Genomic DNA, 16,683 nt, shown 5'->3' on the forward strand with positions numbered 1-16,683 from the left:
GCAACAATTTTGTAACATTTTGTTGACAATAAAATGCACAAACTTTGCCTATTCAAAATAGACATAATGCACAAATCAAAAGAGAATATGAACAGAATATTAACTGTAAATCTGTTTATTCTTCTTTCTTGCTCTTTTTCTTATCAACAATAACTTTAATTACAATAACTATTACAATAAGTGCAACAATTCCCATAATACCAAGGTTTCTCCAGAAATTATCCGAATCTGTGTAAGAAACCTCTTTGCCGTTAGAGTCTGTAACATTCTGACCTGATGAGTTTGTTCTCATAGCAGTTGACTCGGTAGTTGCCTGATATGCAGTTGTGTTTACAACTGTATTGCCGTTTGCATCAGTTGCTACACTTGCATTATTGTCTACAGCTTCACCATTGTTATTGACAGTTTGGTCGTTATTGCTTTTTCCACTGTACTGTCTGCCAATTGGTGTGTCACCACCGTTCTTTGTACCTTTACCGTTTTCAAAGTTGATAAAAGTACCACCTTCACCTTTTTCGTTAACCTTTGGTACAACATTTTTTTCTGCTGTTTTACCGTTAACTAAAAAGTCAGTTGTAAACTGTAGTGTGTCAACATTCTGACTGTTTGATTGGTAGTCAAAGCACTGTACATAGTAAGTAATGTCAGTAGAACCACCCTGTAGTACTTCAAATGTTAATGAAAGAATCATTGTCTTTTCTTTCATATCCCAACCTTGAACACCGTTAGCACTGTTAAACAGTACTTCGTTTTCCAGGTCAGTGTTATAAACTGAACTACCACCATCAAGGTATTCAACCTTGTCCGGATCAACCTTTAGATACTGAGAGTCATATGCTACCTGCATCTGAATATCCTCAGTTTTTTCAGGAACATCAGATACACAAAATTCATATGTAACCTTATCCCCAACCTTTGCATTAACTTTGCCGTTTAACTTTAAATTTTCTGCTGCTGAAAAGCTTGTAACAGAAAATGCTAAAGTAAGTAGGCACATTAGTAGTGCAAGAACAACAGCACTAATTCGTTTTGTCATATTATTGTCCTCTTTATTTCTTTATTATTCTTCGTAACCCTTAGGGTTCTTTTTCTGCCAATTCCATGAATCACGGCACATATCTTCAAGTGTCTTTTCAGCAGTCCAGCCAAGAACTTCCTTAGCCTTAGTTGGATCAGCATAACATTCTGCAATGTCACCGGCTCTTCTTGGCTTAATCTGATAAGGGATTTCAACATTGTTAACCTTGCTGAATGTCTTAACAATATCAAGAACCGAATAACCAACACCTGTACCTAGGTTAAAGATTTCTGTACCCTTGTGAGCATCGGCATAGTCAATAGCCTTTACATGACCCTTAGCTAAGTCAACAACATGGATATAGTCACGAACACCTGTACCGTCAGGAGTTGGGTAGTCGTTACCGAATACACCAAGTTCCTTTAGCTTACCAACTGCAACCTGTGTGATATATGGCATTAGGTTGTTTGGAATACCGTTAGGGTTTTCACCGATTGTACCACTTTCGTGAGCACCGATTGGGTTAAAGTAACGAAGAAGAACAACAGAAAGTTCAGGATCTGTCTTTGTAACATCCTGTAGAATCTGCTCTGTCATTAGCTTTGTCCAACCATAAGGGTTTGTACAAGAAGTTGGCATTGTTTCTACTAGAGGTACAGTTTCAGGAATACCGTAAACTGTAGCTGAAGAAGAGAATACAAAGTTGTGGCAACCAAATTCTTTCATAACTTCCAAAAGTGTTAGAGTACTGTCTAGGTTGTTACGGTAGTACATTAGTGGCTTTTCACAGCTTTCACCAACAGCCTTAAGACCGGCAAAGTGGATAACTGCATCAATCTTGTTTTCGCTAAATACTTTTCTTAGAGCATCATGGTCACAAACATTGATTTCATAGAAAGGAATTTCCTGACCTACAATCTTCTCAACTCTCTTAACAGCTTCTTTCTTACTGTTACAAAGGTTATCAGCGATTACTACTGTATGTCCGGCACTAATTAATTCTATGCAAGTATGTGAACCGATATAACCTGCACCACCGGCTAATAAAATATTCATTTTAAAAACTCCTTATTTAATTAATAAAAAACTACAAAATCAGCTATTAATAATGTCATAAAGCTCATTAGCGAATTTTGAGTAGTCTTTTCTGTCTTCCTTAACATAAGAAATTGCAGGACGAGGATGAGTGTTGAACTGACCTGTTAGCATATATGGAATGTCATATCCCCACTTTACACCTTCAGCCTTTAACTTTTCTGTATGTTCTTCAATAATCTTTAGGATAGGTGCAACCTTGTACTTAGGGTTCTTTAAGAAACCAAGTAGTAGTTCAAGTGCACAGTTACCTGCACCTCTACCCATACCGTCAACTGTAGCATCAAGGTAACTAACACCCTGAGTCATAGCTTCAATAGTATTTGCAAAAGCAAGTTGCTGATTGTTATGAGCATGAATACCAACACTCTTGCCGTACTTATCGGCATATTCACAATATAGGTTAGCAAGTCTTCTTGACTGTTCAGGATATAATGCACCGTAGCTGTCTACAATATAGAAAGCATTAACAGAGCTTTGACCTAAAATGTCAAGTGCTGTCTTAATATCATCTGTGTTAGCCTTAGAAACTGCCATAATATTGATAGTTGTTTCATAGCCTTTCTTTGCACAATCCTCAATCATTTCTACTGCTGCAGGAATTGTATTGATGTATGTTGCAATACGAATAAGGTCAATAGGACTGTCCTTCTTAGGGATAATATCCTTCTGAAAATCTGTTCTGCCTACATCAGCCATTACTGCAATCTTTAGACCTGTTTTGTTGTCACCAACAATTTTTCTAATATCTGAGTCATTACAGAATTTCCACTTGCCAAAGTCATCTTCGTTAAAAATTTCTTTAGATGCCTTGTAGCCAAATTCCATATAGTCAACACCGGCTTTAACATTTGCCTGATATAAGTCCTTAATAAACTTATCGTCAAATCTAAAGTTGTTGCAAAGTCCTCCATCTCTAATTGTTGCATCAACAACCCTAATGTCTTGTCTTACTGAAAGTAAGTCACCTTTTTGTGCCATTGGTATATCCTCCATCTATAAAAATTAAACATATAAAATGATATAGTTATTCATAATATACATTATTACATATACATAATACTACACAATGAAAATTAAAACAAGATTTTTCTTGTTATTTATTATAATAATTGATAGAATTAGTGTAGGTGATATTATGAAAATTTATATTGACGGTGACGGTTGTCCTGTTGTTGATATTACAATAAAAGTTGCAAAGGAATATAAATTGCCTTGCACTATAATTACAGATACTTCTCATATTTTTAACAAGGAATATGCAGATACTATAACAGTAGAAAAGGGTGCTGATTCTGCCGACTTTAAAATTGCAAACCTTATAGAAAAAGGTGATATTGTAGTTACTCAGGATTACGGTTTAGGTGCAATGTGCTTAAGCAGAGGCAGTAAACCTATCAATCAAAACGGTCTTATATATACTGACCAAAATATTGATTCATTGCTAATGACAAGATATATCAGTAAAAAAGCAAGAATGGCAGGTAAACACACCAAAGGACCTAAAAAAAGAACTGCCGATCAGGATAAAAGTTTTGAAAAATCATTGAGAAAATTAATTGAATCTTTAACAGTCAAAAATTAAGTGAATATCAAAGGAAACAAGATTGATTTACTAATGTGAACTTATACAAAAGTCCTTAAACGGGCGAACAGTGTTCGCCCCTACATTTTAAGATAGGGTTTGAATATGAAAGTCATAGATTACTTAAAGGAATACAACAAAAAAAATATTTATCCTTTCCATATGCCGGGAAATAAAAGACAAGGCGAATTTAATCAACTTGATTTTACAGAGGTTGAGAGCTTAGACAACCTATATCACCCTGAGGGTATTTATAAGGAAAGTATAGACAGAATTAAAAATTTATACAGTACCAAAGAAAGTTATATTTTAGTAAACGGCAGTACAGTTGGGATTTTGTCTGCTATAACCGGTTGTGCTAAAAAAGGTGACAATATTTTAATGGCAAGAAATTGTCACAAGTCTGCTTATAATGCAGTAGAAATTTGGGACTTATTCCCTACCTACTTAATGCCTAAATCGGTACATTCTTTTATGGGAGAAATTTTGTCAAGTGATGTTGAAGATGCACTTAATAGCAACCCTAAAATTACGGTATGTATTATAACTTCTCCTACATATGAAGGAATTGTAAGTGATATAAAAAGTATTGCTAAAATTTGCCACAATCACAATGTAACTTTAATTGTTGATGAGGCACATGGCAGTCACCTAATGTTTGATGATTATTTTCCAAATTCAGCAGTAAATTTAGGTGCCGATGTTGTAATACAAAGCACCCACAAAACATTAACCTCTTTAACAGGTACAGGGTTACTTCATATTTGCAGTGACAGAGTGAACAAAGATATTATTAAGAAAAGGCTGATGACTTTTCAAACTTCATCACCTAACTACTTAATGGTAGCTTCAGTTGACAGATGTATTTGTGAACTTATTGAAAAAGGCAAAGAATTATTCTCTACATACAGAAAAAGAATTAACAATTTTTACTTAGAATGTGGAAAACTTAAAAACCTTTCTATATATAAAGGTGAAAATGCTTTTGCCTTTGACAAAAGTAAAATTGTAATTCTAACACAAAACACCAACCTATCAGGCACAGAATTACAAAAAATATTGAGAGAAAAATATTTAATAGAAACAGAAATGGCATCAGCTGATTATATTATTGCTATGACTAGCATATATGATACAGATGAGGGTTTCACTAGGCTGATAAATACTCTTAAAGATATTGACAAAAACTGTATATATAGAGAAAAGGAAAGTATAACCCTAAATCACATTCCTAAAATGAAAATTAAACCTTGTAAAGTTGAGGATACTGAAAAGGAATTTATAGATATAGAAAACTGTTGTGGTAAAGTTTCTGGTGAATATATTTATGCTTATCCACCGGGAATACCTATTATTTCAATAGGTGAAGTTTTTGACGAAAAAGCAGTTAATACCATTAAATATTTAATAGAAAAAGGTGTTAATGTGGTGAGTGAGGGCAATAAACTTCCTTTTAAGGTGTGTTGTGCTATTGACACAAGGTAAAAAATGATATAAAATATTATTAAATAAATTTGTTATTAATTAAGGAGGAAAATTCCTATGAAGAGAATCGTAACAGTTAATACAAGAAACCTAACTGAATCAGTTAAAAAGGGTGGCTGTGGTGAATGTCAGACATCATGTCAGTCAGCTTGTAAGACTTCTTGTGGTATTGCAAATCAGCAGTGCGAAAAGCTAAAGGCTGAAAAATAATTAAAAAAGTAAAAGGTCGCCGTAGGGTTTCCTATGGCGATTTTTATTGTGGGGAATTTTTATGGTACATTGTTATAAAAATAATGGCTACAATATTGTCCTAGACAGTAACTCAGGCAGTGTACACGCTGTTGATGAAGTAGCCTTTGAAGTAATTGATAAATATGAGTCAAGAAGTAAGGAAGAAATTATCCTTGAACTTTGTGACAAATATCCTGAAATTACTGCTGATGATATTGAAGAGATTTTTCAGGATATTGAGGAACTTAAAAAAGAAGGTAAACTATTTTCAGAAGACAAGTTTAAGGACTTACAGATTGACATTAAAGCAAGACCTACTCAGCTAAAGGCACTTTGCCTACATATTGCTCACGACTGTAATATGTGTTGCAAATACTGCTTTGCAGGTGAAGGTGAATACAGTGGTGACCGTTCACTTATGTCCTTTGAAGTAGGTAAAAGAGCTTTGGACTTTCTTATTGAACAGAGTGGTTCAAGAAAGAACCTGGAAGTTGACTTCTTTGGTGGTGAACCATTACTTAACTTTGATGTTGTTAAACAGCTTGTTGCTTATGCCAGAAGCATCGAAAAAGAAAAAGGCAAGAACTTCCGTTTCACACTAACAACTAACGGTGTACTTCTTAATGATGAAGTTATGGAATGGGCTAACAAGGAATGTTACAATGTTGTTCTTTCACTGGACGGTAGAAAAGAAACTAACGACAGAATGAGAAGAACAAGAAACGATAAGGGAACTTATGACCTTATCCTACCTAAGTTCCAGAAAATGGCTAAAGAAAGAAATCAGCAAGGCTACTACATTCGTGGTACATACACTCACTACAACACAGACTTTGCAAATGATATTCTTCACCTTGCAGATTTAGGCTTTGAACAGTTAGCTATGGAACCTGTTGTTACTGACCCTAAGATGGACTATGCTTTACAGGAAAGTGATATTCCTAAGCTAAAGGATCAGTATGACCTACTTGCAAAGGAAATGTGCAAGAGAAACAGAGAAGGCAAAGGCTTTACTTTCTTCCACTATATGATTGACCTTGAGGGTGGTCCTTGTATCTACAAGAGAATCTCAGGTTGTGGTGTTGGTACTGACTATATGGCAGTTACACCTTGGGGTGACCTATATCCTTGTCATCAGTTTGTAGGTGATGAAAAGTTCTTACTTGGTAATGTTTTTGACGGTGTTAAGAACACAGACATTGTTAACGAATTTAAGCTATGTAATGTTTATTCAAGAGAAGCCTGTCAAGATTGTTTTGCTAAGTTATACTGTTCAGGTGGTTGTTCAGCTAATGCTTACCACACAACAGGCAAAATCACAGGCACTTGCGATATGAGTTGTGAACTACATCGTAAGAGAGTTGAAAATGCAATTATGATTAAGATTGACGAACTTTTTGCAAATAGCGAAAATAACGAGAATAATCAGGAATAAGGAGAAACTATGAAATCAAATTTCAAAGCAAAAATGATTTTCATAACAGAGCTCTTGCTAATTGGTTTTGTAGTTTTTTATGCAATTTTCTTATTTTTCAGAACAAGTATTTTCAAGACTATTACAGTTACATTAGGTGTTTTTCTATTTCATTTTGCAATGCGACTTTTTGTTAACTGGTTTTTCAAGAGTATGAAAGGCAGACCATGGAACCACACCAACAAATGGTTTAGAGAAAGAAATTACGAAAGAGGACTTTTTAATCTTCTTAAAGTTGCAAGTTGGAAAAATCATATTCCTGACTACAACCCTGAAGATTTTGACCAAAAGCAAAAGAGATTATCCAAGATGATTTCTAACAGTTGCAGAGAAGAAGTTACTCATATTGTTATGATTATAGCTAATTTCTTACCTATCTTCTTGCCTATCTTTTTGTCAGGTGTTAACTTTTGGTTACTGTTTTGGTTATCTGTTCTGGGTGGCATCATCGACTTAATGTTTATCCTAAAGCAAAGATACAACAGACCAAGAATGGTTAAGGCTTTTCACTCACAAGAGTCCCAGAGAAAAGAATTTTATATGAATAATTAATCTATAAAAGGACTGCTTTCAGTCCTTTTATTTTTTTAGAGTACTAGCAGAAAACTCCCTCAAATGAGGGAGTTTTTGTTTTGGGATTATTAGATTATTTAGATTATTTAGATTATAAGATTTAAAAATTAATCTTCATCATCAAAGCCACCGGTAACAGTATGGTTTACTGAGCTGAATGGTTCTGTCATTGACACCAGCATAACATTTTCTGTAGAAAAAGTTTCCACAATTAATTCCGGCTTTTTGTATTCTTTCTTCATAAAAGCACCTCCTACTTACACAATTCATCAAGTGCATTATATAGCTCAACATAAGCCTTTAGCACATCTGTATCTTCTGCTTTTGTTTCAATTTCTTGTAATGCAAGTTCATAGGAATTTTCATAATAGGACTTTTCCATTACCATATTGCCGGTTTCATCAATATACCAAAAAGCAAAGATATAGTCTGTATTCATAGTATTTGCTTTTAGACCGTTATTATAACAAACAGACATTTTTTCTGTATCGGTAATATTTTTTAATGAATAAACTTCTACACCATTTAGCTTTAACAAATCTTTGCCACAAGGAATGTTACTTCTGTTATAGCCTAAGTCTTTTAGGTCACCATTGTTGCAGTTATACACCACATAACCATAGTCAGTACAAGTTTTTTCAATACAACCGTCTACATTAAATGCTAGGCAATCACTACACTTTAAGCAAACATTTTCTGTAAGATTTTCGCACAAAACTATATTTTTAACATTGCTATACAGTGGGTTATCAACCTTGTTTCCTAATGTTTCACTAGGTGCAACATTCTTACTGAACATTGTGTCATATAACTTAACAATCTTGTTGCAAACATTGATTTCTTTACTGTTAAAGCCTAGATTTTCAGCATTACAGAACATAGGATAAAGTTGTCTGTCCTTAATGCCACTATGAACAATCTTGTCACTTTCTTCTCTGGCGAACATTACATAAATATGACTTTTTAGATTCTTTATATAAAGGTCACCTGAGATTTCGCCACCACTATATTTATAACCATTCTGAGTTGTGGTTTTGTTGCACTTAACCTTTGTACCATTTGTCATCATTTCTTTAGGTGTAGGCTTTTCACCATTTTCTGTAATAATGTAGTACATATCCAGGTTTTCACCTTTACCGTAACAAGTTAAGTTATATGGTTCATCATAGTGGAAATTAGTATAGTAAGAGAACCTCTGTTGATTTAGTGGTAGGTCAACAATCTCAACATAATTTGAAATACCTGTACCGGAATAATCCCCAGTACCTGTTACTACTAGGTAAGCATATTTTCCTACCATATCCTTAGTAACATTCAGAGTTTTACCTGTTTCATTAGGTAGTGGTGTTCCTTCTTTTCCCTTTTCATCAGCAATATACCACTGATATGTGCAGGTAGTTGCAGTATCTTTAAAAGTAGGACTTAATGTACCATTAGGCATATTTACACCACTTATGATAGGATTTTCAATCTTCTTACCTAAGTTAATTGACTTACCCTCAATAAATACTGCTGAATTATAAATTGCATCGGAACAGTCGGCAATTGCAAGTTTTAGCTTTACCTTACCACCCTTAGGAATTTGTTTTGATGTTTGAGCAGTAAACACATTACTCATACCGTTAAAGCTGTCCTTATACACTTTACTTGCCGAACCGGTAAAGTACTTTCCATACTTAATATTCATTATGGAAGTGTTTTTGCCGTTAGGTAGCTTTGCAATATTTTCATCATAAATACCGTCATTGTCATAATCAACAAACAAACCGAAACAATCGTTGTAAATATCAGGTTGGTCAAATTCTGCTGAACCAAAAGAATAATTAAAAGCTAAAACAGTATCATAATTTTCATTATTAGTTAGGGTAAACTCCACACTAGCTAAATCATACATACTGAAGTTAGTCATTTTCTTTAAATCTTTATCTGTTTGACTGTAGAAATGAACTTCGTTACTACCTCTTTTTGATGACTCCAAAATACTTGACACATAACCTGTGGATAGTACAAGTCCTTCATCAATGCCAACATTACCTTTGCCATTTTTGAAAGTACCTATCTGTCCTGATAAATTACCTTTCACCTTAATGTTAGAGGCATCCATACCTTCCGACAGTACAGAAGAAACTATCTTCTCCTTATCACTTACCTTAGTTACAGTAAAATTTTCTTTAGCACCGACACTTATTATAGGTAAACAAAGTACTGCCATACCAATAGAAACTACTGCTTTACATTTGTTTCTGAAATTCAAATTCTGAAACACCATCCTTTCTCATTTATTTATATGCGATGGATAGTGCAAAATTACTGTTATTTTGGTTTACAAGTTAAATTTGTTACATTAAACATAATAAATTACGGTAACAAAAATTTTTCCTTTATATTTCATAAACCTTTAGAAAAATTAATTTGTAGAATTTTCCCTTTCATTGTGCTAAATCACAAAAGGAAAAAAGCCCATCAAATGATGAGCCTTTTTCTATTAAAAAAACAGAATGTCTTGTACGCAATATTAAAATAAATTATTTACATATTTCAGGAATATTTTCTTCCAACCCCGAAACTGTGGTTATATTATAGCAGTTAACAGATTATTCATAAATAATAATTTGATTTAGATAAGATTTAATTATGATAAAATATTTTTTAATTTTGCTTTAAATTATACTTTCATTAAACCAAAACAGCTTTATTTTGAATTATCTATAAAAAGAAAAAGGACTGCTGTTGCAGTCCTAATCCTTAACTATTCAAAACATCATCTATTATATCGTAATGTAGGTTAATAGCATTTTCACATTTTTCTTTATCCTTACTAATAAGGCTACTTAAAATATTTTTATGTGCAGTATCCAGCTTTTCTTTTGTATCAATATCAATAATCTTGATTACTTCATCAATCCAACCTCTGTACACATCAATAACTGCATCCATTATTGCCATCCAAAATATATTACCGGAAGACATAGCAAGAAGATAATGAAACATTTTATCCTTATCAACTTCATCATCAGTTGAAGTGGTTTCTTTATTTAGTACACTTTCAATTTCTGTAAAGTCAAAGTTGCTTTTATTCATAATTGTCATACAAACAGAAAGTTCCATTGTTCTTCTAAAGTCACAAATATCTTTCTTAGACACTACCTTTATCATAAGTAAAGTTCGTATCATTTCAGAAAATTTCTTAGACACATTACCTGTATAGTAGTTGCCTGAACCTCTCACACTTTCTGTGATACCCATATTCTCAAGACTTCTCAGAGCCTCTCTTGTAGAGTTTCTGCTAATGCCTAATTTTTCTGACAAAGTTCTTTCTGTTGGAAGTCTGTCCCCTATAGAAATATTACCCTTTGCAATTTCACTACAAATATAGTCAACTGCTTTTTGATATTCTCTGGAATTTTCTTTCATAAGTCACCTTACATAAATTGTGCAAAGATTGATGCACCTACAACAGTGATTAAACCTGAAACTGCAATAGACAAGCTACTCATAGCACCTTCGGTTTCACCCATTTCCATTGCTTTTGCAGTACCTACTGCGTGACTTGCAGTACCGATAGCAATACCCTTAGCAATAGGTTCTTTGATTTTAAACAACTTACAAATTGCCGGTGCAATAATATTGCCAAGAACACCTGTAACAATAATAATAACACAAGTAAGAGTAACATTGCCGTGTAGTTCTTCTGACACACCAATACCGATAGCAGTAGTAATTGATTTAGGTAACATTGTTACATACTCTGTATGGTTTAGTCCGAAAATCACACTCATACCTAAGACAGAAAGCAAAGAAGTAAGTACACCGGAAAGAATACCTATCAAAATTGCCTTAATGTTGTTCTTTAGTACCTCAAGCTTTTCGTAAAGAGGAATAGCCAAACAAACAGTAGCCGGTGTTAACAGGTAGTTAAGATATTTTGCACCACTATAATAAACTTTATAATCAATACCACTCACAAGCAAAACAACAATTGTTGCCACAATAGAAATAAGTAGTGGATTAAAAATAGCTAACTTAAACTTGTTATTTAGCAAGATGCCAAAACCATAGGACAAAATGCTGATTGCAACACCAAAAAATACTGAATCCTCAAAAAAGTTCATTATTCCTTTTCCTCCTTTTTACTGTGTTTTATTACCCACTGAGTAACTCTACCGGCAACTGCCATAACAAGTACAGTTGAAACAATAGTGATAATTGCATAGGCAATAACATTAGGCTTAATAATATCCCAAGACTCAATTATACCTACTGCTGCCGGAATAAACATCAGTGGCATAATCTCAATTAGGAATACAGCTGTTTTCTTAACCTCATGCACCTTGATAACCTTGAAATGTAGGCACAAAAACATTATTACCAAACCATAGATACTTGATGGTATAGGCAAAGGAATAAGATAATTTAGAAGTTCCCCTATTAATGAAATTACAATGATAATCCCAAATTCACGAATATATTTCATAAAACCCCTCCATAATTGGTACTACCAATTATACACCTTTAAAATTCTACGGTCAATAAATAGATGTACATTTCCTAAAAACTGTTAATACTACTATGTAGCAAGGTTTTCACACTATAATTTTGTGAATATTTTAATTTTTAATACAGATATAATTACAATTGCAAAATTCAAATCAGAGTTTTATAATTGTAGTATAAATTTATAGGAAGTAATAATATGCAAACAATTGATGAGGCATTGGAAAAATTAAGTAAATCAAAGTTCCGTTCAAGTTTTCATTTAAAAGAAAAGGACTTTGAATATATAAACAAGGTTGGTATGGAGAAAATAAGGCAACACGCAAAAGACTTTATCAAAACAAGACTTGCACCAAAATATATTCCCAATGACGGAAAGCAAACACCTATGAAAGGTCATCCTGTTTTCATAGCACAACACGCTTGTGGTTGTTGCTGTAGAGGTTGCTTAAATAAATGGTATCGAGTAAATAAGTCCACTGAACTTACAGAAACTCAACAAGAAAAAATTGTAAACCTACTTATGGCTTGGATTGAAAAGGAATACAACAGTAAAATTAATATACAAAAATAAGCCCTATTCAAAAGAATAGGGCTTTGCTATACCAATATTTAATTAGATAAACTTTGCAATAACATCAAGGTCTCTTCTCTTAGGTGCTGCCGGTTCAATATCTCTGTAACCTAAAGCAATGATACCCATAATAATTTCATTAGAAGGAATGTCAAGTGCATTTCTTGTAGCCATTTCATCTCTGACACCCATAACAAGAGTATCAAGACCAAGATCAGATGCTTTCATCATTAGGTTCTGATTCTGTAAACCTAGGTCATAAGCACCCCATAAGTTACCTGCCTCATTAGTTGGTGAACCGTTCTTTTCAAAACCTGACCAGTCCTTAACGAATGTTGTAACAATAAGTACCGGTGCATTCTCAGCATTAATACCGTTACGAGAAAGTAGGCAATTTTCCTTAATTTCCTTTAACTTTTCTTCATCTGTAACAACATAATATCTACCTGTTTGTGAATTTTTCCAAGTAGGTGCTTGTTGAGCAGCTTTGATGATTTCTTCTATTGTTTCTCTATCAACAGTAGTGTTAGCTTTATATTTTCTAACACTTCTTCTTTTCTCCAGTAATTCATTAAATTCCATAACAAACTCCTTGTGTATAAATTTTATTTCATTTTATCAACTTTTCAATAATATGTAAAGTAGTTTATAAAAAATGGGTAGTTGAGAAACTACCCATTAAATATTTTAAATTATTGTGTTACACACTTGTCAAGGTCAGCAGTAATCTTTTCCTTGTCCATATGTTGACCGATAAATACTAACTTAATTTCTCTGTCACCATAAACATCATCCCAGTTCTTCTTAGCCTCAGGGTATTCCTTTAGGTAAAGTTCCTGTTGTTCCTTAGGGAAAGCAGTTAGCCACTTGCCTTGTTCAGTAGCAGAAATCTGTACACCGGCTTGTTCAAATACAAACACACTGTCTCTCTGGTCATCAAACCAAACAATACCCTTTGCACGAACAACACTCTTTGGCCAATGGTTTACAAATTCTTGTAGCTTTTCCTGACTAAATGGTCTTCTGCTATGATATACGAATGTACCGATACCATATTCATCTTCGTCATCATCGTGATGGTGACCACAGTTACATACACCATGTTCATGGTCACAATGAGAATGGTCCTCATGATCATGGTCGTGATGTTCATGATCGTGGTCATGGTCATGATGGTGGTGATGATGGTGATGGTGATGATGTTCTTCTTCCATCTCTTCTTCATCCTTATCATAAACCTGAGCCCAACCTGCTGATTCAGCAGTATCTTCAAATGTATAACTGTTTGTATCTAGGATGTCACCTACTGCAACCTTACCATAAGTTGTTTCAATAATTCTAGCCTTTGGCTGTAGAACCTTAATCATAGCCTTAACCTTGTCTAACTGTTCAGGCTTAACCATATCAACCTTGTTAAGAACGATTGTAGAACAGAATTCAATCTGCTGAATTAGTAGATTTTCAATATCTTCTTCAGCAACTTCTTTCTTTAGTAGGTCATCACCACAACCGAATTCTGATGCAAGTCTTAAAGCGTCAACAACAGTTGCAATGTTATCTAGATGGCATAGTGCAGGAGTTTCTTCATCACCCTCCAGCATAGCAATTGACTGTGCAATAGGTAATGGTTCACAAATACCACTAGCCTCAATAAGAATGTAGTCATACTTACCACTTTCGCAAAGGTCAGTAATTTGGTTAATAAGGTCAACATTAAGTGTACAACAGATACAACCGTTTGATAGTGGTACAAGGTTCTGGTCTTCCTGAGTTACAACACCTGTTTTCTGAATTAGTTCAGCATCAATGTTAACTTCACCAATATCATTAACGATAACTGCACATTTGTAACCTTCCTGATTATTTAAAACATGATTTATTAAAGTAGTTTTACCTGCTCCTAAGTAACCTGTAAGTAGGGTAATCGGAATAGGTTTTCTTGTATTATTCATAGTACAATTCCTTTCTAAAATAAAGATTTGCTCACCTAAATTTTATTATAACACAAATTCCGAAAAAGTAAAATAATGTTTACTTTTATTTTTCTTTATATAATCTGTGTTGTAAATAGATATGACCCGTTTTAGGGTAAAAATAAAATATGATTTAATATTTCGCTTGTTTTACTGACTTTTTGATTATGAATTATCAGTTAATGGATTTCAATTCTAACTTTTCACTCAATAACTGCATTGGACTTTTGTATTCAAGTGTTCTCATTGTCTTGTTATTACTCCATTCTAAATGTCCTTTTAACTTTGTATTTAATTCTTCAATATTTTTGAATGTTTCCCAATCATAGAAATATCTTTGGTCGTTTCTATGACTTCTTTCTACCTTCCCATTGTGCCAAGGTGTTCGTGGTGGTATTAATTTATGATTTATACCTAATTTGTTCAATTCTATTTCAAAAGGACTTTTCACTTCACTGCTTTGATATTTATATGTGAACTCTCTTCCGTTATCTGTTTGAACCGTTTTATTTTAAACGGAAATTCTTTTAATAACATTTTCAAGAATTTAGTTGAGTTTTCCGGTGTATGTTCTTCAAACCCATATACAAATCTCATTCTTGTACATTCATCTATTGCAGTCCATTGATAAAATGCTTTCCGTCCCTTAAAGCCTTGCCTCTTAAGCAATTGTATGGCACTTCTTTTACATCTATCTGCACCTTTTCTCCAGGTATTAACAGCTCCGGATATCTTCTATGATTACGGCTCTTTTCTTGGTCTTTTATATTTTACTAAGCCCATTCTTTTTGCAGCATATATCATTCCTGAATAGCTTCTTGTATATCCTTTTCTCTTTAAATCACTGTATACTCCATCCCATCCATATCTTTCATAGCACTTTTAAAAGAATTTCTAATTTGTCTTTCTTCTCTTTTTGTGTGTCTGTTGGGATGACTATGTGGTCTGCGTGATTTAGGCAATAGCGATTGCCAGGTACCGTCATATTGTTTACACCATCTCTTTACGCTTGAAAGACTTACACCGTACACTCTACTTGCTTCGCTTTTCCTTTTCTTAGTGCGTATTTTACTATGGCTTGCTTTTTCTTTGCTTCTTGTGTTATTATATTCATGAGGAGTACTTCTTTCTTAGGTTAATGTTTTTGAGCGATTCCATTATACCATATTTTGAAGTTACTCCTCTTTTTTATTGGGTCATATCATTTTAGCACATACAGTTTACTTTTATTTTTCTTTATATAAGGTATAACATTCTTTATCTGCTTTATCCCCTAACACATGAAGACTTTTTTCTGAAATCAAAATTTCTTTTTTCTCCTTAGTTAGCCTTTTGATTTGATATTCAAGTTTTGAAGCTAAAGAACGGTTTTCAGAAACAAAGACAATTTCAATTTTCTCTGCATTATGGGTATGGGTATATTTTGCACCTTTAGGTGACTTTTCCTTATGCTCGGTAAATCTTCTTTTTATATTGGTAGTAATCCCACAGTAAAGGCTGTTGTCACTACATCTTATAAGGTATGTATAGTACATAATTTTCCTAACTAAAAAAGGACTATAAAAATATAGTCCTAATTTTAAAATACAAATTTTTCGTAATCAATTTCAGGTAACTTAGTTTCCTTGTCTAAACTGGCATTTTTGCAGTTTTCAAGAACAATTTTAAGAGTATCGTTAAACTGAATAAGTTGTTCATCAGTTAAGTCACCTGCCATTTGATAAATAAGGCTAAAGAGGTTTTTCTTCTGCTTTAATAGGATAGGCAAAGCCTTTTCACTGTTAATAGAAATTCTAAGAATTCTTCTGTCTGACTCATCTTGATATGTATTTAGATAACCACTTTTTCTTAAAATCTCAACATTTCTTGACACTAAGCCTTTGCTAACTTCCATATTCTGTGCTAAGTCGGAAACAGTATTTTTGTCCGGATAATATCTTAACGAAGTTAGAATTTCTAACCCACATACAGAAATATCTTCATCTTCTACTGCTACCTTGCTAAACTTCTTGTAATTATGGATAGTAGCCTTAGAAACTTTGGTTAGTAATACACCTGTATCGTGTAAAAACTTTTCATCCACATAAACCACTCGCTTTCTTTTATTGTTAAACATTTTATCAAGTAAGTATTATAAAGTCAATGGTATGTGAAGAAACTTGTCCTTTAAATGTTATTTTT

The 16,683-nt window shown here is 33.4% G+C and carries 21 protein-coding genes; 6 read left to right on the forward strand and 15 right to left on the reverse strand.

The features are described from left to right. Nucleotides 1-115: 115 nt before the first annotated feature. Genes E5Z56_RS02980 through E5Z56_RS02990 form a run of 3 tightly spaced genes read right to left on the reverse strand, consistent with a single transcriptional unit; the run spans nucleotide 116 to nucleotide 3,094 of the window. Nucleotides 116-1,036 carry a cohesin domain-containing protein gene (locus E5Z56_RS02980; protein ID WP_138156456.1) on the reverse strand — a complete coding sequence of 307 codons (921 nt, stop codon included), beginning with the start codon at nucleotides 1,034-1,036 and terminating at the stop codon, nucleotides 116-118. Between the two features lie 24 nt (nucleotides 1,037-1,060). Further along, entirely contained in the window at nucleotides 1,061-2,074 is a 1,014-nt protein-coding gene (galE, locus tag E5Z56_RS02985; protein ID WP_138156457.1) for a UDP-glucose 4-epimerase GalE, read from the reverse strand. Between the two features lie 39 nt (nucleotides 2,075-2,113). Then, on the reverse strand, nucleotides 2,114-3,094 hold the full coding sequence (locus E5Z56_RS02990; protein ID WP_138156458.1) for an aldolase catalytic domain-containing protein: 981 nt from the start codon (nucleotides 3,092-3,094) through the stop codon (nucleotides 2,114-2,116). Nucleotides 3,095-3,251: 157 nt separating this feature from the next. On the opposite strand from E5Z56_RS02990, the gene E5Z56_RS02995 reads away from it, so the two are divergent. The 5 genes from E5Z56_RS02995 to E5Z56_RS03015 all read left to right on the forward strand — a co-directional run bounded on the left by E5Z56_RS02995 (nucleotide 3,252) and on the right by E5Z56_RS03015 (nucleotide 7,440). After that, complete coding sequence (locus tag E5Z56_RS02995) at nucleotides 3,252-3,698, forward strand: YaiI/YqxD family protein (RefSeq protein WP_138156459.1); 447 nt, start codon at nucleotides 3,252-3,254, stop codon at nucleotides 3,696-3,698. 105 nt (nucleotides 3,699-3,803) lie between these two features. Continuing rightward, complete coding sequence (locus E5Z56_RS03000; protein ID WP_138156460.1) at nucleotides 3,804-5,183, forward strand: aminotransferase class I/II-fold pyridoxal phosphate-dependent enzyme; 1,380 nt, start codon at nucleotides 3,804-3,806, stop codon at nucleotides 5,181-5,183. Between the two features lie 57 nt (nucleotides 5,184-5,240). Then, the gene (gene scfA / locus E5Z56_RS03005) at nucleotides 5,241-5,393 is read left to right on the forward strand and encodes a six-cysteine ranthipeptide SCIFF (protein WP_022505797.1); all 153 of its coding nucleotides are present in this window, start codon (nucleotides 5,241-5,243) and stop codon (nucleotides 5,391-5,393) included. 61 nt (nucleotides 5,394-5,454) lie between these two features. Continuing rightward, entirely contained in the window at nucleotides 5,455-6,849 is a 1,395-nt protein-coding gene (gene scfB / locus E5Z56_RS03010; RefSeq protein WP_138156461.1) for a thioether cross-link-forming SCIFF peptide maturase, read from the forward strand. Nucleotides 6,850-6,858: 9 nt separating this feature from the next. Continuing rightward, nucleotides 6,859-7,440, forward strand: coding sequence for a glycosyl-4,4'-diaponeurosporenoate acyltransferase CrtO family protein (locus E5Z56_RS03015; RefSeq protein ID WP_138156462.1), 582 nt, complete (start codon nucleotides 6,859-6,861; stop codon nucleotides 7,438-7,440). Between the two features lie 128 nt (nucleotides 7,441-7,568). On the opposite strand, the gene E5Z56_RS12010 is transcribed toward E5Z56_RS03015, so the two are convergent. The 5 genes from E5Z56_RS12010 to E5Z56_RS03035 all read right to left on the reverse strand — a co-directional run bounded on the left by E5Z56_RS12010 (nucleotide 7,569) and on the right by E5Z56_RS03035 (nucleotide 11,935). Next, the gene (locus E5Z56_RS12010; protein ID WP_269801951.1) at nucleotides 7,569-7,703 is read right to left on the reverse strand and encodes a hypothetical protein; all 135 of its coding nucleotides are present in this window, start codon (nucleotides 7,701-7,703) and stop codon (nucleotides 7,569-7,571) included. A gap of 11 nt (nucleotides 7,704-7,714) precedes the next feature. Further along, nucleotides 7,715-9,715 (reverse strand): choice-of-anchor L domain-containing protein, encoded by a 2,001-nt coding sequence (locus tag E5Z56_RS03020; protein ID WP_138156463.1) that lies wholly within the window; start codon nucleotides 9,713-9,715, stop codon nucleotides 7,715-7,717. 491 nt (nucleotides 9,716-10,206) lie between these two features. Then, nucleotides 10,207-10,875: a FadR/GntR family transcriptional regulator gene (locus E5Z56_RS03025; protein ID WP_138156464.1), complete on the reverse strand. Its 669-nt coding sequence runs from the start codon at nucleotides 10,873-10,875 to the stop codon at nucleotides 10,207-10,209. A gap of 8 nt (nucleotides 10,876-10,883) precedes the next feature. Further along, nucleotides 10,884-11,573, reverse strand: a complete 690-nt coding sequence (locus tag E5Z56_RS03030) for an LrgB family protein (protein ID WP_138156465.1) — start codon at nucleotides 11,571-11,573, stop codon at nucleotides 10,884-10,886. Continuing rightward, nucleotides 11,573-11,935 carry a CidA/LrgA family protein gene (locus E5Z56_RS03035; RefSeq protein ID WP_138156466.1) on the reverse strand — a complete coding sequence of 121 codons (363 nt, stop codon included), beginning with the start codon at nucleotides 11,933-11,935 and terminating at the stop codon, nucleotides 11,573-11,575. Before E5Z56_RS03035 ends, E5Z56_RS03030 begins: the two co-directional genes overlap by 1 nt. A 219-nt stretch (nucleotides 11,936-12,154) precedes the next feature. On the opposite strand from E5Z56_RS03035, the gene E5Z56_RS03040 reads away from it, so the two are divergent. Further along, complete coding sequence (locus E5Z56_RS03040; protein WP_138156467.1) at nucleotides 12,155-12,529, forward strand: DUF4186 domain-containing protein; 375 nt, start codon at nucleotides 12,155-12,157, stop codon at nucleotides 12,527-12,529. A gap of 42 nt (nucleotides 12,530-12,571) precedes the next feature. On the opposite strand, the gene E5Z56_RS03045 is transcribed toward E5Z56_RS03040, so the two are convergent. The 7 genes from E5Z56_RS03045 to E5Z56_RS03075 form a co-directional block, all read right to left on the reverse strand. Beyond that, a complete protein-coding gene (locus tag E5Z56_RS03045; RefSeq protein ID WP_138156468.1) occupies nucleotides 12,572-13,111 on the reverse strand; it encodes a nitroreductase family protein in 540 nt (179 codons plus the stop codon). Between the two features lie 110 nt (nucleotides 13,112-13,221). Further along, nucleotides 13,222-14,481: a CobW family GTP-binding protein gene (locus E5Z56_RS03050; RefSeq protein WP_022505788.1), complete on the reverse strand. Its 1,260-nt coding sequence runs from the start codon at nucleotides 14,479-14,481 to the stop codon at nucleotides 13,222-13,224. 196 nt (nucleotides 14,482-14,677) lie between these two features. Continuing rightward, on the reverse strand, nucleotides 14,678-14,953 hold the full coding sequence (locus E5Z56_RS03055; protein WP_138156198.1) for an integrase core domain-containing protein: 276 nt from the start codon (nucleotides 14,951-14,953) through the stop codon (nucleotides 14,678-14,680). Further along, a complete protein-coding gene (locus E5Z56_RS03060; protein WP_138156469.1) occupies nucleotides 14,950-15,171 on the reverse strand; it encodes a hypothetical protein in 222 nt (73 codons plus the stop codon). Before E5Z56_RS03060 ends, E5Z56_RS03055 begins: the two co-directional genes overlap by 4 nt. A gap of 167 nt (nucleotides 15,172-15,338) precedes the next feature. Beyond that, nucleotides 15,339-15,569 carry a helix-turn-helix domain-containing protein gene (locus tag E5Z56_RS03065; RefSeq protein WP_138156152.1) on the reverse strand — a complete coding sequence of 77 codons (231 nt, stop codon included), beginning with the start codon at nucleotides 15,567-15,569 and terminating at the stop codon, nucleotides 15,339-15,341. Between the two features lie 159 nt (nucleotides 15,570-15,728). Continuing rightward, nucleotides 15,729-16,037 carry a GIY-YIG nuclease family protein gene (locus E5Z56_RS03070; protein WP_207668588.1) on the reverse strand — a complete coding sequence of 103 codons (309 nt, stop codon included), beginning with the start codon at nucleotides 16,035-16,037 and terminating at the stop codon, nucleotides 15,729-15,731. Nucleotides 16,038-16,081: 44 nt separating this feature from the next. Next, on the reverse strand, nucleotides 16,082-16,585 hold the full coding sequence (locus E5Z56_RS03075; protein WP_175405360.1) for a MarR family winged helix-turn-helix transcriptional regulator: 504 nt from the start codon (nucleotides 16,583-16,585) through the stop codon (nucleotides 16,082-16,084). Between the last annotated feature and the right edge of the window lie 98 nt (nucleotides 16,586-16,683).

This window comes from Ruminococcus bovis (assembly GCF_005601135.1).
GTDB classification, from domain to species: Bacteria; Bacillota; Clostridia; order Oscillospirales; family Acutalibacteraceae; genus Ruminococcoides; species Ruminococcoides bovis.

Excerpts from the sequence above, each read along its gene's own strand:
- E5Z56_RS02980 (WP_138156456.1), bottom strand. The coding sequence starts at position 1,036 with ATGACAAAACGAATTAGTGCTGTTGTTCTTGCACTACTAATGTGCCTA.
- galE (WP_138156457.1), bottom strand. The coding sequence starts at position 2,074 with ATGAATATTTTATTAGCCGGTGGTGCAGGTTATATCGGTTCACATACT.
- E5Z56_RS02990 (WP_138156458.1), bottom strand. The coding sequence starts at position 3,094 with ATGGCACAAAAAGGTGACTTACTTTCAGTAAGACAAGACATTAGGGTT.
- E5Z56_RS02995 (WP_138156459.1), top strand. The coding sequence starts at position 3,252 with ATGAAAATTTATATTGACGGTGACGGTTGTCCTGTTGTTGATATTACA.
- E5Z56_RS03000 (WP_138156460.1), top strand. The coding sequence starts at position 3,804 with ATGAAAGTCATAGATTACTTAAAGGAATACAACAAAAAAAATATTTAT.
- scfA (WP_022505797.1), top strand. The coding sequence starts at position 5,241 with ATGAAGAGAATCGTAACAGTTAATACAAGAAACCTAACTGAATCAGTT.
- scfB (WP_138156461.1), top strand. The coding sequence starts at position 5,455 with ATGGTACATTGTTATAAAAATAATGGCTACAATATTGTCCTAGACAGT.
- E5Z56_RS03015 (WP_138156462.1), top strand. The coding sequence starts at position 6,859 with ATGAAATCAAATTTCAAAGCAAAAATGATTTTCATAACAGAGCTCTTG.
- E5Z56_RS12010 (WP_269801951.1), bottom strand. The coding sequence starts at position 7,703 with ATGAAGAAAGAATACAAAAAGCCGGAATTAATTGTGGAAACTTTTTCT.
- E5Z56_RS03025 (WP_138156464.1), bottom strand. The coding sequence starts at position 10,875 with ATGAAAGAAAATTCCAGAGAATATCAAAAAGCAGTTGACTATATTTGT.
- E5Z56_RS03030 (WP_138156465.1), bottom strand. The coding sequence starts at position 11,573 with ATGAACTTTTTTGAGGATTCAGTATTTTTTGGTGTTGCAATCAGCATT.
- E5Z56_RS03035 (WP_138156466.1), bottom strand. The coding sequence starts at position 11,935 with ATGAAATATATTCGTGAATTTGGGATTATCATTGTAATTTCATTAATA.
- E5Z56_RS03040 (WP_138156467.1), top strand. The coding sequence starts at position 12,155 with ATGCAAACAATTGATGAGGCATTGGAAAAATTAAGTAAATCAAAGTTC.
- E5Z56_RS03045 (WP_138156468.1), bottom strand. The coding sequence starts at position 13,111 with ATGGAATTTAATGAATTACTGGAGAAAAGAAGAAGTGTTAGAAAATAT.
- E5Z56_RS03050 (WP_022505788.1), bottom strand. The coding sequence starts at position 14,481 with ATGAATAATACAAGAAAACCTATTCCGATTACCCTACTTACAGGTTAC.
- E5Z56_RS03070 (WP_207668588.1), bottom strand. The coding sequence starts at position 16,037 with ATGTACTATACATACCTTATAAGATGTAGTGACAACAGCCTTTACTGT.